This is a genomic window from Celeribacter marinus (assembly GCF_965656515.1).
Taxonomy (GTDB): Bacteria; Pseudomonadota; Alphaproteobacteria; order Rhodobacterales; family Rhodobacteraceae; genus Celeribacter; species Celeribacter marinus_D.
The window spans coordinates 16,214-31,990 of record NZ_CBFHKW010000028.1 but is presented as its reverse complement, the minus strand read 5'-3'; the positions used below and the strand labels follow the sequence as shown (position 1 = coordinate 31,990).

The 15,777-nt window shown below is 54.0% G+C and carries 12 protein-coding genes and 1 pseudogene; 12 read left to right on the top strand and 1 reads right to left on the bottom strand.

The window, feature by feature from the left end; translation table 11 throughout:
• Positions 1 to 36: 36 nt before the first annotated feature.
• The 7 genes and pseudogenes from ACTG34_RS08125 (at position 37) to ACTG34_RS08095 (ending at position 6,706) form a co-directional block, all read left to right on the top strand.
• Complete coding sequence (locus ACTG34_RS08125) at positions 37 to 807, top strand: hypothetical protein (RefSeq protein ID WP_439104447.1); 771 nt, start codon at positions 37 to 39, stop codon at positions 805 to 807.
• A gap of 167 nt (positions 808 to 974) precedes the next feature.
• A complete protein-coding gene (locus ACTG34_RS08120; protein ID WP_439104446.1) occupies positions 975 to 1,478 on the top strand; it encodes a hypothetical protein in 504 nt (167 codons plus the stop codon).
• Positions 1,475 to 2,134 (top strand): hypothetical protein, encoded by a 660-nt coding sequence (locus ACTG34_RS08115; RefSeq protein WP_439104445.1) that lies wholly within the window; start codon positions 1,475 to 1,477, stop codon positions 2,132 to 2,134. Before ACTG34_RS08120 ends, ACTG34_RS08115 begins: the two co-directional genes overlap by 4 nt.
• A gap of 139 nt (positions 2,135 to 2,273) precedes the next feature.
• Positions 2,274 to 2,573: a hypothetical protein gene (locus tag ACTG34_RS08110; RefSeq protein WP_439104449.1), complete on the top strand. Its 300-nt coding sequence runs from the start codon at positions 2,274 to 2,276 to the stop codon at positions 2,571 to 2,573.
• A 388-nt stretch (positions 2,574 to 2,961) separates the two neighbouring features.
• Positions 2,962 to 3,309 (top strand): annotated as a pseudogene (locus ACTG34_RS08105) (phage integrase central domain-containing protein); the annotation flags it as partial.
• A gap of 389 nt (positions 3,310 to 3,698) precedes the next feature.
• Positions 3,699 to 5,300, top strand: coding sequence for an AMP-binding protein (locus ACTG34_RS08100; RefSeq protein ID WP_439104444.1), 1,602 nt, complete (start codon positions 3,699 to 3,701; stop codon positions 5,298 to 5,300).
• A complete protein-coding gene (locus tag ACTG34_RS08095) occupies positions 5,300 to 6,706 on the top strand; it encodes an MFS transporter (protein ID WP_439104443.1) in 1,407 nt (468 codons plus the stop codon). The genes ACTG34_RS08100 and ACTG34_RS08095 overlap by 1 nt, the downstream gene beginning before the upstream one ends.
• Before the next feature lie 61 nt (positions 6,707 to 6,767).
• On the opposite strand, the gene ACTG34_RS08090 is transcribed toward ACTG34_RS08095, so the two are convergent.
• The gene (locus tag ACTG34_RS08090) at positions 6,768 to 7,730 is read right to left on the bottom strand and encodes a LysR family transcriptional regulator (protein WP_439104442.1); all 963 of its coding nucleotides are present in this window, start codon (positions 7,728 to 7,730) and stop codon (positions 6,768 to 6,770) included.
• Between the two features lie 84 nt (positions 7,731 to 7,814).
• On the opposite strand from ACTG34_RS08090, the gene ACTG34_RS08085 reads away from it, so the two are divergent.
• From ACTG34_RS08085 to ACTG34_RS08065, 5 genes are all read left to right on the top strand, one after another.
• On the top strand, positions 7,815 to 11,339 hold the full coding sequence (locus tag ACTG34_RS08085; RefSeq protein ID WP_439104441.1) for an SDR family NAD(P)-dependent oxidoreductase: 3,525 nt from the start codon (positions 7,815 to 7,817) through the stop codon (positions 11,337 to 11,339).
• A 1-nt stretch (position 11,340) separates the two neighbouring features.
• Positions 11,341 to 13,098: an acyl-CoA dehydrogenase gene (locus ACTG34_RS08080; protein ID WP_439104440.1), complete on the top strand. Its 1,758-nt coding sequence runs from the start codon at positions 11,341 to 11,343 to the stop codon at positions 13,096 to 13,098.
• A 21-nt stretch (positions 13,099 to 13,119) separates the two neighbouring features.
• Positions 13,120 to 14,040 carry an SDR family NAD(P)-dependent oxidoreductase gene (locus ACTG34_RS08075; RefSeq protein ID WP_439104439.1) on the top strand — a complete coding sequence of 307 codons (921 nt, stop codon included), beginning with the start codon at positions 13,120 to 13,122 and terminating at the stop codon, positions 14,038 to 14,040.
• Positions 14,041 to 14,042: 2 nt separating this feature from the next.
• Positions 14,043 to 15,239 (top strand): acetyl-CoA C-acyltransferase, encoded by a 1,197-nt coding sequence (locus ACTG34_RS08070; protein ID WP_439104438.1) that lies wholly within the window; start codon positions 14,043 to 14,045, stop codon positions 15,237 to 15,239.
• 103 nt (positions 15,240 to 15,342) lie between these two features.
• Complete coding sequence (locus ACTG34_RS08065) at positions 15,343 to 15,729, top strand: DUF2147 domain-containing protein (protein WP_439104437.1); 387 nt, start codon at positions 15,343 to 15,345, stop codon at positions 15,727 to 15,729.
• Positions 15,730 to 15,777 lie beyond the last annotated feature (48 nt).

The window sequence follows — 15,777 nt, the reverse complement described above, 5'->3', positions numbered from 1 at the left end:
CTGGGCGATGTCACCGCCTATGGGAGTCTGTGACCCATGGCGCTTCCATCGACAGGACCGCTCTCGCTGAGCCAAGTGAACACCGAGCTTGGCCGTTCGGCGGGCGCCACGATCTCTCTTGGGGACGCAGGTGTCCGTGGCCTTGCCGGCGTGGCTGGTGGCGCCATCGGGCTTGGGACTTTGCGCGGCAAAAGCAATGCATTCGCCTGGACCATCACAAGCAACATCCAAGAGCTGGATGTGCATGCGGCGGCCTTGGCGCGCGGATGGAACGGCAGTGCAGCGGTGACAGTGACAATCGGATCCGGGGTCTACATCTGGTCGGATGATGTCGCGGTGGCCGCCCTGCGCACGGGTGGCGCATATCCAGGCGGGCTGACGCTGATCAACCGGGGCTTCATTATGGGGAAAGGCGGTGCGGGGGCGTCAAATGCGACCACACATGCGTTCAACATCTTCAGCACGCGCACAAACGGCGCAGCCGGTGGCCCTGCGATTGCGTTGAGCACGCCCATCACGATTGATAACGCTCAGGGTTATATCGGCGGCGGTGGTGGCGGGGGCAGCTCGGGTCTGGCCTGTGGCGGGGGCGGTGCGGGCGGCGGGCTTGGCGGCGGATTAAGCTACGTCTCCAACCTTGTGCCAGCGGTGGTTACGGCCCCAGCGCCACCGTCGCCGGGTCAGCCGGGATCCCAGAACCTGACCCAAGATCCAAATCATCTGGCGTTCAACGTGCATTACGCACAGCACACAGGCGCAGGGGGCGCCGGCGGCAATGTTGCGGCGAGCAAAGGCTTTAGCATCTAATCCCCCCGTAGACCCAGATCGCCCTGCGGTCTCTGTCTGGCAGGGAAGATCGCAGGACGGTACAGGTCGGGCAGTCACGCGGCGCAGGCGTGATCCCTCAAACACCCGCCCGCGCGGCGTTGAGCCGTATCACACTCACATTCGCATTTACATAGGAGGTCCAGTCCATGGGCAGCGGCAGCGGTGGTACACCCACCTATACATCAGCAGTCTCAGGCCAAACGGGAGGGCGGGTTATGCCCGGTGTCTCGCGTATGGGAACGGGGGCAGGTCTTTTGGACATGGTCACGGGCGATGTCACGGCTGCGGCCAATGCAACCCCGTTATACATCGACAGGCGCTATCACACGCAAGCGCTTGCATTGAACGAACACTTTGGGGGCTGGGGCGGCGGTCCTGGTGAGGCCGGAGCAAACGGCGGGGGCTACACCACGCTGAGTGCGCAATCCCAGGATCTGATCCGCATCTACCAAACCACATCTGATCCTGCGGGCGGCTACCACGATGTAGAATCCCCCGGTGGGGGCGGATGGGGTGCCAAGGGCGGCGACACCCTTGAGGACGCCGTGATCACCGCCACGGGTGGGGCTGGCGGCAAGGCCATTCAAACGGGTGGGCACGCGGTGACATGGTTGTCAGGATCACACCGCGCATATGGAGCCGTCGGATGAAAACCTCCCTACAGTTCTTTAAAGACATGGGCGTCTGCGACGGTGCCTACGCTGTGCTTGCGCGGGTGTTTGGGCAGGCCGGCGTGGACGTGTTTGATTACGCGCAGGGGTATCAGGTGATGCTGGGCATGATGGATCAGCTTGAGATCGAGGCGGCTCAAAGCGGTGAACCCGGCCATGACACAGCTCAGGGCTGGCTGGAGTGGTGCTACGAGCTGCGCAACCGGCCCGAGGCCATCATGTATTTTGGCGATCACATCGAAGAGAATATGTTCCGGACCAATGACGGGCAAGTTCATGAGACGCTGGACGCGGCACAGGAGCATGATCGGTACCGCTTCGCTGAATTACGCCGCGATCATGCCGCGGCGCGGGTGATTAACGGGGTAAGGTTTGGCGAGGGCGGTGCTGAGGTCTGGGAGGTTGTGGATCCGGCGCAGGGTGAGTTCGCGGGCTTTGATGCCTTCGTTTGGCATGACAGCACCACCGGGCTGAACCACCGGACCGACAGTGTGGCTGAGGCTGTGGCCTTCGACACCGCGCAGGCGAAGGTGGTAGATGCGATTGAGGACGCCGAGCGCGCGGCGCGGATCGAGCGCAGGGTCAGTGATGAGAGTGGAAAGTTTGGGGTTTGGGTTACTGTGACAGATGAGTGAACATGGTAATGCACCATTTTTAATGTGATGGATTCAGCCGTAGAATTCAGGAGGCTGTTTTCAGTTTCATGGAGGGTGTGATGCCGCCGATGCCTATGTTGGGTCGCTCGTTGTTGTAAGTCCAGAGCCATTCGGTTGCATGATCCTGTGCCTTCGGGGCATTTGGGGGCTCGTGGCGGGCATAATCGCCATTTCCATCGCCACGCCGTTCGTCAGTGCACGCATTTTTGATAAATGGTTCAGCGTTCCAACGGCGTTCTATCTTGCGCCGCTGCCGATTATTTCTGTCCTGCTTGTTGTGTTTGTGTGGTGGCAATTGGCGCGTCTGCCGCTGAACCACGATCGCTGGTCTTGGACCCCGTTTGCTGCGGCGACAGCGCTGTTTACGTTGGCCTACGGCGGCATGGCCTATTCATTCTACCCGTATGTGGTGCCCTAAAAAATTACGCTATACGATGCTGCATCTGCACCGGAAAGCCTGTTTATTATCTTGATCGGAACCGTTTTCGTGCTGCCGGCCATCGTGTGCTATACATTGCTATCGTATTACATTTTCCGCGGTAAGGCGCTGGATTGCGATATGACTAAGGACACTCTCATTCAGTCGCCTCGCGCATTCGGTCGAAAAATGGAGCGACCCAAGCGAAATAATCTTACGGCTATCGCGTTGAACCTTCATTCTTTGAGCATATTGTATAAAGGCACATCATGTGTGTGGCGGAGAGACAGACCGCACGAAGGCCTCTTCTCCCCATCTGCCGTCACCCTCATGCGAGGTGCCCAAGTTCCGCGATTTCGCGAAGGTCTGATTTGATCGCAAGAAGCAAGATCTGTCAAACGGCAAACACATTAAACAGAACTGGACGACGCTCAAGACCTATGTATTTCCACACTTTGGAAAACTACCGCTGGACGAGATTCGGCAGCGCAATATCATTGCAGCCTTCGACCCGATCTGGCGGATCAAGCATGAGACGGCAAAGCGCACGTTGGGTCGTGTGAAAGAGATCTTCGAGCTGGCGAAGGTGCTGGAACATGTTGAGGTGAACCCAGCCGACTTCAGAACTCATATTGCGTTCGGTCGCGTCCGCAAGGATACGCAGCACTATCTAGTGCTCGAGTGCAACGTATTCCGGAGCTTTGGCAGTGGTTGGTGTCCGATGCTCCAAGTGTAGCGGAAGATGTAGTCAGAGTGGTTGCCCTGCCGGTTGCGGTGTGTGAACGAATCCAACTCGTAGAGAAAAAAATACAGAGGGGGCTGATGCTCGGTGACATCGAAACGGTTTGGATGCAGGCTTTTGAGTTGAGGACCTGAAAAAGGTTTGGGCTAGTCGCCGCACATCAGAAACCATTGACATAATTGCGCGTCGGACAGGCGGATGAATCAGGTTCAGATCGCTGCTTGATCCTTAGAAGGGCGTCAGACATTTGAAGCGAATTTCCGGGTCAGTCTTCACGAAAACTATAGGGGCCACAAAATCCACTCAACAATTAAGGTAAGATTACCTTACCGTATATACGCGGGATGTAATCATCGATTAAGCGAGTCTTGGGAGGAGACCGAATGCAGATTGATGATACGCCGAGGCTAAACCCCTCGGCTCAGCAAGCGTATGAGGTGGTTGACTGGCTCGCGTATCATGCGGCCGTTCAGCCCAATGCGCTTGCGACCAGAGAATTGCCCTCAGGGCGGACGCAAAGCTATGCGTCCATGCACAACCGTGTGGGAAAAGTTTCTGCGGCTCTGTGTGAGCGCGGAATGAACGCTGGAGATCGGGTGGCATTTTTAATGCCAAACTCCGTGGATATCATGGATATCACCTTTGCTGTGTGGCGTCTTGGTGGTGTTGTTCTGGCTTTGAACTTTCGATTGTCGGCGCAAGAACTTGGCTTCATTTTGAAGGACGCAGGTGCCAGTATCGTTGTTTACGATGGATCGTTGGCCGACTTGGCAGACGCAATTGTTGCGCCAAGTGTACATGATTGGATCGCGACCAACGGTGACGGGAGCGATAGCGCATTTGAGCGAGCCATCGCGGCGCAACGCCTACCTATCCTTCAGCGTGTTCCTCAAGATTTACAAGATCAGTGTATGTTGATGTATTCATCGGGTACAACCGGGCGGCCGAAGGGAGTTATCATTACGCACGGGATGATCCACTTTTCGGCATCTGGAAGTTTCGGTCCGTGCCGTACTTCTGCGCAAAGTGTTTCTCTGGCGGCGATGCCGTTGTTTCATATTGCGGCGATGAATGTCAGCTGCTTACCTATGTTTTCTATTGGCGCGACAAGTGTGGTCATGCGCACGTTCGAGGCTGAGGCGGTCTTGTCGGCAATCTCCAATCCTGATTTCGGCATCACCCATACCTTTGCCGTTCCCGCCGCGTTTAATGCGCTACGTGAAAGTGCGAGCGCGGAAACTTCGGATTTTTCTAGACTGGTGACTGTTATCTCGGGCGCTGAAACTGTTCCAGAAGCGTTGGTGAAATGGTGGGGCGACAGAGGCGTCCAGATACTGGAAGGCTATGGGTTGACGGAAACGGCATCGGCGGGGTGTTTGCTACCTCATAGTGATGTCGGTCGCAAACACGGGTCTACTGGCATGCCAACCATGTATGGAAAAATCAAAATCATGAAGGATGACGCGACCGAAGCCGATGCTGACGATTTGGGTGAAATTTGGGTGCGCGGTCCAGTTGTCACACCAGGCTATTGGAATATGCCGGAGGCGACAGCTGAGGCGTTTCATGACGGTTGGTTCAAAACTGGTGACATCGGACGCAAGGACGCCGAAGGATATCTCTACATCGAAGATCGCTTAAAAGATATGTACATTTCTGGTGGTGAAAACGTGTATCCGGCTGAGGTCGAGAACGTTCTATATGAACATGATGCCATTGCCGAAGCAGCGATTATCGGCGTCCCCGATGCGCGCTGGGGCGAGGTCGGGTGTGCCATGATTGTTGTGCGGCCAGATGCCCAATTCGACAAATCTGATATCGACCGGCTTTGCGCTGGACGACTCGCGCGCTTCAAGCAGCCGGCCCATGTCGTGGTGTTGGATACGTTGCCGAGGAACGGAACCGGAAAGGTTCTAAAGCACGAGCTAAGAAAAATGGTTGAAACCGGAAAAGTCCGGTACTCAGAGTTTCAGGGGAGAGAGTAATGACAAGCACGTCGATAGGATGGGGTACGAGGCTAGCATATGGCATCGGCTCAATCGCGTACGGTATCAAAAACAATGGCTTTGCCACATTTTTGATGATCTATTTCAATCAGGTGCTTGGGTTGCCCGCTATTTTAGTCGGGCTTTCACTTCTCATCGCGTTGATGTTTGACGCGGTATCTGACCCGCTCGTCGGATATATTTCTGATCGTCACAAATCGCGCTTGGGGCGGCGTCATCCCTTTATGTATGCCGCGATTTTGCCGACTTGTTTTGCTTATTTTTACATGTGGACGCCGCCAGATTTGGGTCAAACTGGGTTGTTTTTATACCTCACGTCGATGGCTATTCTGGTTCGCCTTTCAGTCACATTTTTTGAGGTGCCGAACTCTGCGTTGATTGGGGAACTTACCCACGACTACGACAAGCGCACTGCGCTTTCGGGTTTGCGTTTGATGATGGGGTGGTTGGCCGGTGTTATCATGGCTGTGGTTGTCTACCGCGTCTTTTTGGCGTCAAACGTCGATTATGATGATGGGATTATGAACCTAGATGGCTACCGCCAATACGCAATGACTGCGGCCATCGTTATGGGTATTGCAATGCTCGTATCGTCAATCGGCACGCACAGTGCGATCAAACACTACTCACAACCAGATCCGAGCAGTGAAGGCCATGGGTTCTCCTTCGTTCAAAACATCAAGTATATTTTCCGAAACCAATCGTTCCGAGCTGTCTTTATTGGAACCGTTTTTGGTAGCCTCGTCGCGGGAATTGCCACGACCCTTCAGCTGTATTTCGGAATTTACTATTTCGGCCTATCTACGGGTCAACTAGGGCTTGCCGCGCTAACTATGGTGCCGTCTGCGATCATCGCGTTCTTGACGACGTCGCAATTGGCCAAGGGGCGCGAGAAGAAGTCTGTGGTGATCACGCTATCTTGGGTTTCAATGGTGCTATCAGTCGCTTTGATTGCCGCAAAATCTGCGGGTATCTTGCCTGAAAATGGATCATCCGAAATGTTCTATGTTGTCGCTTTAGCCACGTTTGTGACTACGGCTGTGACAATCTCTCTTTCGATCATGAGCGTTTCAATGGTCGTCGATTTGGTCGAGGGTGATGAACGCAACACGGGCCACCGCGCTGAGGGGCTCTATTTCGCGACATTTTCATTTACGGCCAAAATCGTGACGGGATTCGGCACATTCGTATCGGGAGCCCTGTTGACGTTCGGTGCAGCTCCGGACACAGGTGAATTAATGAGCGAACAGGTCATGCAGGGTATCGCATTGCCATACGCAATCTTGATGGTGGTTCTCCACATTTCGTCCATCTACTGCCTGCGCCGTTTTGGGCTAACCCGCGACGGCCACACCGAAAATCTGGAGGCCGTGCAGAAAAAATAAGACCCTCTGCCTCACGCGATTTAAAAGGGCCACCTCAGAAGGGTGGCCCTTTTCTTGACGACTATAGGCCGGCTTCTTTGCGAAATTCGTTCACGCCGTATCGCAAGACCATTTGAATATGGGATAGGAGTTGATGCGCCGCTGGGGGGACTGGCCGCTGGTTGAGCCATGCTGCTACGCCCGGTATCGTGCGTTTCTTGTAAGGCCAACCGATCACATCAAGCTTGCAGACTTTACCCGCTTCAATTTCGTTTTTGACGATAAATTCGGGTAGGGTCGCAACCGCATTGCTAAGCAATAGTAGCTGTCGCAAGAGACCAAGGCCTTGTGATGTTAAAAAGGTATCGCGCAAGGTTCGGATATCTGGGAATGTTTCGGGATAGGCTTCCATGATGCCCCATAAAAACCAGTCAGGCACATCACCACCAATGACAGAATATGTTTTGAGGGTCTCGATATCAATCGGCCCTTGTCCTGCCAGCGGATGGTCGGCGGAGCAAAGCACGACGGGCGGAACGAGTTCGAGTTCTCTGTAGCGAAAAGCGTCTGATTCACGGTCTGGACGTAGGCCAATGTAGATATCAATTTGACGTTCTTCCAGATAGCGCTCCCATTCATTACGGTTGCAAATAATGACTTTGAAACGCCAATTCGGATGAGTGTTAATGAGGCGCGCCATTGCTGGAGCGAGTAGGCTCTCAGAAACCGTGGGATCTGTCCCGATCAAGAGTTGTCCGGCTTCCAGGTCCCGAAGCATTTGAACATCACGAGCTGCCGCTTCCATTTCGTTGATGGCTATACGTGCCGCAGCTACGATTCTTTCACCAAGAGCGGTGGGAACCGTTTCATTTCGAGATCCATCGAAACGTGTGCGATCGAAAAGTTCGGTGCCATACTCCCCCTCAAGCCGCTTGATAGTTTGGCTGACGGCGGAATGTGAAATCCCCAACTTTTGGCCCGCTTTACGAAAATTGCCGGTTTCTGCTAACGCGACAAGTTGTCGAAGATGTCCGAGACTGTCCATGATGTCCTCGCTTGGTAACTAATGCTTACGTTATTTATCATTTCTGTAATCTTGCGCAAGGTTGTGCAACAAAAGGGGGGACTCATGCAGAATTTTGACGGCAAGACAGCTTTTATTACAGGTGGTGCTGGTGGCATTGGCCTTGCAATCGCCAAGAGCCTCGGCGCTTGGGGTGCAAAAATAATGGTGTCGGATGTCGACGAAGGTCGATTAAAGGCTGTCGTGACTGAATTGTCGGCATTAGGCATTGATTCTGACTTTGTCGTTTGTGACGTTGCAAGCGCTGACAGTGTTGAACTGGCGGCGCAGCGCACGCTCGAGCGGTTCGGAAAAATCCACATCCTAATCAACAATGCAGGTGTATCCTGCGGTGGTCCGACGGGCGACATTCCATTGTCTGATTGGAATTGGAGTGTCGGGATCAACCTGATGGGCGTTGTTCACGGTGTCGAGATTTTCACGCCCTTGATAGCCGCGCACGGCGAGGGCGGTCACATCGTAAACACGGCCTCGATCGCGGGCCATCTGGCATTTGCAGGTGGTGGGCCTTATGTCGCAACAAAATTTGCGGTGGTCGGATATTCTGAAACGCTACGCGAAGATTTGGCTGGACGTGGTATTGGCGTCAGTGTGCTGTGTCCTGCATGGGTCCGCACGGGGATCAACAACACTCAAGCCATGCGCCCGTCACGCCAAGGTAAGCCCAAGGTCGAACCCTCCGATAGCATGAAACTTGTTGAGACATTAGTTGACAACGGGATGGAGCCAGAGGTCATCGGCAACCTCGTTGTCGACACGATCCAACAAGACCGGTTTTATGCCTTTACCCACGGGGAGATGTTGCCGCACATCGAGGCGCGCATGGAGCGTTTGCGCAATGATTACCGTGCAAGCCTCACTAGTATTGAACGCAATGATGGGGCTTATAATGTGACGGGTGATCTTGAGGTTCTGGTCATAGGTGCTGGGTTTTCAGGCATTTGCGCAGGTATCAAGCTACAAGAAGCGGGTATTACCAATTTTCGAATCTATGATAAAGCGGGCGGCATTGGCGGCACATGGTTCTTAAACACATATCCGGGGGCTGCCTGTGATATCCAATCTCATTTTTACAGCTATTCGTTTGAACCTAACCCTAACTGGAGCCGTTTATACGCGCCACAGCCGGAGATTCAGGCCTATATCGAACACTGTGCCGACAAATATGGCATACGCAAAAATATCCGCCTCAACCGGAAGATTGCGTCGGTCATTTATGATGATGCCGATAGCCTTTGGGTGACAACGTTCGAGGATGGCGAGGTCGTTAAGTCCAGATTTGTCATTAACGGCTCTGGCGGCCTGCATGAGCCAAGTTTTGCACCTTTCAAAGGCGATGGTGATTTTGCTGGCGTGCGGATGCACACCGCGCGATGGAACCATGATTTTGATCCTGCGGGCAAACGTATTGCCGTGATTGGCAGTGCCGCGAGCGCTATTCAAGCAGTGCCGCAACTTGCAAAGGTTGCAGCTAAAATAAGCTTGTATCAACGCACGCCGAACTATATCGCGCCGCGCTTGGATTTTCCTTATACCGATGAGCAGGTCGCAGCGTACCGCGAGGATCTATCGCTCATTAAAACCGACCGTGATGATATGTATTGGGACCGCGAAAACCGGCTCTACCCTATCGTCAAGAACGAAGCGATCCGACGGACTGCGGCTGAAGATATCAAGTCCTTTATGCGGAGTCAGGTCACCAAGACCGAATACCATGATGCGCTGATGCCGGACTACGAACTTGGGTGTAAACGCATCCTGATTTCTGACGATTTTCTGCCCGCACTAAACCGCGACAACGTGGCGTTGATTACAAGCCCGATCGCAGAAATGACTGAGACGGGGATCGTTACGCAAGACGGGGTGGCCGAGGATTTCGATGCCATCATCTACGCCACAGGCTTTGACGTCCAAGGGCATCAGTTCTCGATGGATATTCGGGGCGAGGGTGGGTTGCCTTTGTCTGAGTGGTGGAAAGATGGATCAGAGGCCTATCGGGCCACGCTTGTACCAAATTTCCCGAACTACTTTCTCGTGACGGGGCCGAATGCGGGTGTCGGAACCACCTCTATTGTGCATTTGATTGAGCAATCGATTGGCTGGATTGTGCAAGCCATGCAAAAGGCGGGTAGCGACCTGAGTGTGAGCGTAAGTAACGATGTGACCAAAGCCTATAATGAGGCACTACAAAAAGACCTGTCACAGACAGTTTGGGCGTCAGGGTGTAAGAGTTGGTATCTCACTGCCGATGGCCGCATCGAAACACTATTCCCCGGAAATGCGCAAGATTTCGAAGCACAGATGCGCGATGTGGACCCGACCGAAGTTACGTTTTTCAAGCGTGTCGGGGGGCAAAAGGAGCCGGTCGATTTCGCTGTTGTGGCTGCGAACGTCGCGTCGCTAACAAAGCTCTATGATGGTACGTTCGATTCAGCTTTCAAAGATGTCGTGGATGCGTTCGAAGCCAACTTCGCAGATCGTGAAGAGGTTGGCGCAAGCCTTTGCCTAAATGTCGATGGCAAAACGGTTGTCGACGTTTGGGGGGGCATTGCATCCCCTGCGACCAAGGCGCCTTGGCGGTCAGATACGATTGTACCAGTGTATTCGTGTACCAAAGCTGCGACAGCACTGTGTGCGCACATTCTCGTGGACCGAGGGTTGCTTGATCTTGATCAGCCGGTTGCCACGTATTGGCCAGAATTTGCAGCTGCGGGCAAGGCAGACATAACCGTGCTCATGTTGCTCAATCACTCTGCTGGGCTTCCTGCGTTACGTGAAAAGGTCGCACCAAGCGGCTTTACCGATTTTGCAGCAACAGCTGCAATGTTCGCTGCGGAGAAACCGTTTTGGACGCCAGGAACCAAGAATGGCTATCATATGATTAGTTTTGGCTGGCTTGTGGGCGAGGTTGTTCAGCGTGTTTCGGGTAAGTCCTTGGGAGAGTTTTTTCGCGACGAGATTGCGTTGCCACTCGGCCTTGATTTCTGGATTGGTCTGCCTGTTTCCGAGGAAAAGCGCCTCGCTCAAGCTATTCCATACGTCGCGCCTGCTGGTACACCACCGTCCGAGTTTTTGACGACTTTGATGTCTGATCCAAGTTCGATCCAGTTCTTGTCCTTCCTGAACTCTGGGGGCTTTGACATGAACCAGCGTGCGTATCGTGCGGCCCAAATTGGTGGGGCTGGCGGCGTCTCGAACGCGCGTGGCCTTGCTGGCATGTTCGGTCCGCTTGCTGCACCCAACGGATACCTGTCGCGTCCTCGCATTGATGCCATGCGCACGCCGTCGATGCAAACATCGCGCGATGAAACGCTTCTTATACCCACGCGTTTTGGTGAGGGGTTCATGCTGTCGATGCCAAATCCGGGTCAGCCGACTGGAGCATCCGTGCGTTTGGGTGACGGCGCGTTCGGTCATGTTGGTATGGGGGGAAGCATCGGGTTCGCTGATCCGGAGGTAGGCTTTGCAATGGGTTATGCGATGAACAAGCTTGGCGGTGGGATATTGCTCAACGACCGTGGGCAATCTTTGGTTGATGCGGCTTACGCGACTGTCGGGACGGTGGTGTAATATGGCTGATCGACTGCTGTGTGAGACAGATATGGAATTCCAGCTGTTCGATTGGCTGGGCCTTGAAGACAGACTTTCATCTTGTGATCTGGATGGAGAAACCGCACGGGCATATTTAGGTTTGTCGCAAAAATTAGCGTCAGATCAGTTTCTGCCACACTACAAAGCCTCTGATGTACGAGAGCCGCGATTGGACAACGGTAGTGTCTATGTGCTTCCAGAAATTCGCAGGGCATTGGACGAATATCGAGATCTCGGCTTGTTCGGGGCTAGTTTTCCGGAAGACTTAGGCGGGATGGGTATGCCCTATCTGTTGTCTAGCGCATCCTACGCGTGGTTCGCTGCCGCAAATTGTTCATCCATTGGGTATACTATGCTCACCGGCGCAAATGCACGATTGATCGCAGAATTCGCGAGTCCGTCTCAGGTTGATACATTTGCGAAACCTCAGATAGAGGGGCGTTGGTTTGGCACGATGTGCCTGTCAGAGCCACAAGCTGGATCGGGGCTCGCCGATGTACGCACGCGCGCGGTTGCGGACGGCGTTGATGCGCACGGGAACCGTTTTCGCGTGAGCGGAAGTAAGATGTGGATCTCTGGCGGCGATCAGGACATTTCTGAGAATATCGTACATCTTGTTTTGGCGAAGGTGCCAAATGCAAGTGGAGATCTCCCAATCGGTACAGAAGGGATTTCTCTGTTTATTGTGCCAAAGGTGCTTCCTAACGGCGATATCAACGATGTTGCAGTGGCCGGACTAAACCACAAAATGGGCAATCGCGGAACATCCAATTGTCTGTTGAATTTCGGAGAAGTCGACGGTGCAATCGGCTGGATGGTGGGCGAGCCGGGGCAAGGGTTGCGGCAGATGTTTATGATGATGAACGAGGCGCGCATTGCGGTTGGCTTTGGTGCTGCTGCATTGGCGTGCCGCGGTTACCTGTTGGCCGTTGATTATGCGCGCGATCGATTACAAGGCCGTGCGGCGGGAGAGCGCGATGGGCCGCCAGTGGCCATTATCGAGCACACTGATGTTCGGCGCATGCTCTTGGCGATGCGGGCGTACGCTGAGGGGTCCATGGGGCTATGCCTTTATAGCGCTGCCTTGGTCGACAGCCCTGATGATCCGGATGACGCGGCTTTGCTAGAGCTTTTGACACCGGTCGCGAAAACGTTTCCGTCTGAGTATGGGCCAAAAGCCAATGATCTCGCGATCCAGATACATGGTGGCTACGGCTACACTCGAGATTTCGACGTGGAACAGCTCTACCGTGACAATCGCCTGAACCCGATCCACGAAGGCACCACGGGCATACAAGCTTTGGATCTGTTAGGGCGCAAAATTCTGCGCGATGGCCGCGGGCTTGAGGTGCTTTATGCGCGCATGTCTCAAACATGCGCCAAAGCCGATCAAATCGGTGAGCTATCTGGTGATGCAGATGCATTACGCGCGGCGATCGCTCAGGTGCAAGCGACAATAGATGCTTTGCGCAATCATGCGAAGGATCAACAGATGAACAATGCCGCGCAATTTCAGACTGCGTTTGGCTTGGTCGTGGTTGCTTGGATTTGGCTCGACCAAGCGGTTGCAGTGCATGCGTTGCCGCATGGGGGGCCAATGAACGATCGATTGCGCGCAGGTAAGACAAAAACGTGCCGTTTTTTCTTCGCCTCCGACTTGCCCATAGCTGCACCTTTGCTTGCACAGGTGGCATCAGGATGTGACGTGGCGCGCGCGGCCGAACCAGACAATTTTTAAATATAAGAAGTGACAGTGAACATGACGCAAACAACAAAACAAACGATCCTTTTTGACGGCCGAGTTGCAATCGTAACCGGCTCTGGTGCCGGGCTTGGCCGCTCACACGCGCTTGAACTCGCGCGGCGCGGGGCAAAGGTGGTTGTAAACGATCTTGGGTTCGAGGCGGCACAGGCCGTTGTCAAAGAAATCACCGACGCAGGTGGCGAAGCCATCGCCCACAACGCCAATGTGACAGATGAAGCCCAAGTAAAGGATATGGTTGACCACGCTTTAGACCGCTGGGGGCGAATAGATATTTTGGTCAATAATGCGGGTATTCTACGCGATAAGTCCTTTAGTAAAATGTCGCTCGATGACTTTCGTTTGGTTCTTGATGTGCATGTTATGGGGGCGGTGGTCTGCACCAAAGCCGTTTGGGATCACATGAAAGACGCTGGATACGGTCGCATTGTGATGACGTCGTCATCCTCGGGCATCTACGGCAATTTCGGACAATCCAATTATGGGGCCGCCAAGATGGGTTTGGTAGGTCTGATGAATGTTCTGCATATTGAAGGAGAGAAATACGACATTCGCGTCAATGCGCTCTCCCCCACGGCTGCAACTCAGATGACCGAGGGGTTGATTTCTCCCGAAGCTTTGGAGCTGATGACAACGCAAAGTGTGTCCGCCGGACTTTCATACTTGGTCAGCGAGGACGCCCCGTCACGGTTGGTTCTATGCGCTGGTGCAGGCGCCTATGCCGCCGCCAAAGTCTACGAGACTGAGGGCGTGTACCTTCAGCCCGATCAACAAACAGCTGAAGGTGTAGCGACTAATATCGATGTGATTACCGATCCGGAAGGCCAACATCCCTATGTGCAAGGCTTTCAGCAAACATACAAATTTGTCGGCAAAGCGGCGGAGCATTTTGGCGTTGATCTCAAGGGAGGGTTGTAATCATGCGCGATGCAGTAATCGTTTCAACAGCACGTACTCCTATTGGCAAAGCCTATCGCGGAGCATTTAATGCAACCCCGACCCCAACCTTGGCGGGTCATGCGATTGAGCACGCTGTAGCGCGCGCTGGGATTGACCCCGCGCGTATTGAAGATGTGGTCCTAGGGGCCGCGCTGCAACAAGGCACTAACTTCATGAATGTAGCGCGCAACGCCGCCATTCGTGCAGGCCTTCCTGTAAGTGTCGCGGGCCAGAGTGTTGATCGTCAATGTGCGAGCGGAATGATGGGGATAGCTATCGCTGCGAAACAGATCATCTCGGACGGGATGGACGTAACTGTTGGCGGCGGCGTCGAGAGCATTTCGATGAACCAGGTACCACAGTCGTTTCACATCACGGATGCATGGATTAAGGCAAATAAGCCTGCGCTTTATATGAGCATGCTTGAGACGGCTGAAAACGTAGCTGAACGGTTTAACATCAGCCGTGACGCGCAAGATGAATATGCCCTGAGATCTCAACAGCGCACCGCAGCCGCCCAAGACGCGGGACGGTTCGACGATGAGATCGTGGCGATGACAACCGTGAAAAAGGTTATGGATAAGGTCACCAAAGAGGTTTCAGACGAAGAGGTGACGCTGAACAAAGACGAGGGCAATCGTCCGTCGACCACGTTAGAGAACCTTCAGACGTTGAATCCTGTCTTTGCGGACGGTCAAGTCCTCGAAGCCGGACGCTTCATCACTGCAGGCAACGCTAGCCAACTGTCAGACGGCGCGTCAGCTTGTGTTCTGATGGAGTCGCGTGTCGCCCAATCCGAAGGTTTTGAGCCGTTAGGCCGCTACGTTGGGATTTCCGTTGCTGGGTGTGAGCCAGACGAAATGGGGATTGGTCCCATTTACGCAGTGCCCAAACTTCTAAAGGCGAATGGACTCAAAATCGATGATATCGGCTTGTGGGAATTGAATGAGGCATTTGCCAGCCAAGTGATCGCGAGCCGCGACCATTTGGGCATTCCTGATGAGCTCCTCAACGTGAATGGCGGTGCGATATCTGTTGGACATCCATATGGCATGTCCGGAGCGCGTATGGTCGGTCACGCCCTCATTGAGGGCAAAAGGCGTGGTGCGCGCTATGTCGTGTGTACGATGTGCGTTGGTGGTGGCATGGGGGCGGCAGGCCTGTTTGAAGTTTCGTGAGGATGAAAAGGGCCTTTGCTCCGCTTTCGGGACAAGGGCGAGGCAACGCGCCGTCACTGGGAGGTGGCATCATGGTGCATCGTTTAAATAAGGGAGAGAGACTATGAAACATATCATTAGCGCGGCGCTGGCCGCACTGGCGTTGGCCACTCCAGCGTTTGCAAATGAACCCTACGGCATTTGGCAAACCAAGACGGATCGCACGGGAGCCTATCTTCACGTACGTGTACACCCCTGTGACAATAATGCCGTGCTGCTGTGCGGGACGGTGCATCAAACGTTTAACACACCGCATACCGAAATCGTCGGTCGGCCTATTTTTTGGGACCTTCAAGCCACCAAGGGCAACGAGTGGGGTGGTGGTACTGTTTGGGACGCCGAGTCCGACAAAAACTTTGATGCGAAAGTAATTTTGGGCTCAACCCGCTTGCGCGTTGAGGGATGCGTCGGGTTCCTGTGCGATGGTCAGAACTGGTCTCGTATTCAATAACCCCAAAACACTATGTGAGATTTTGAGGGTCACGGTGCCACATTCGTG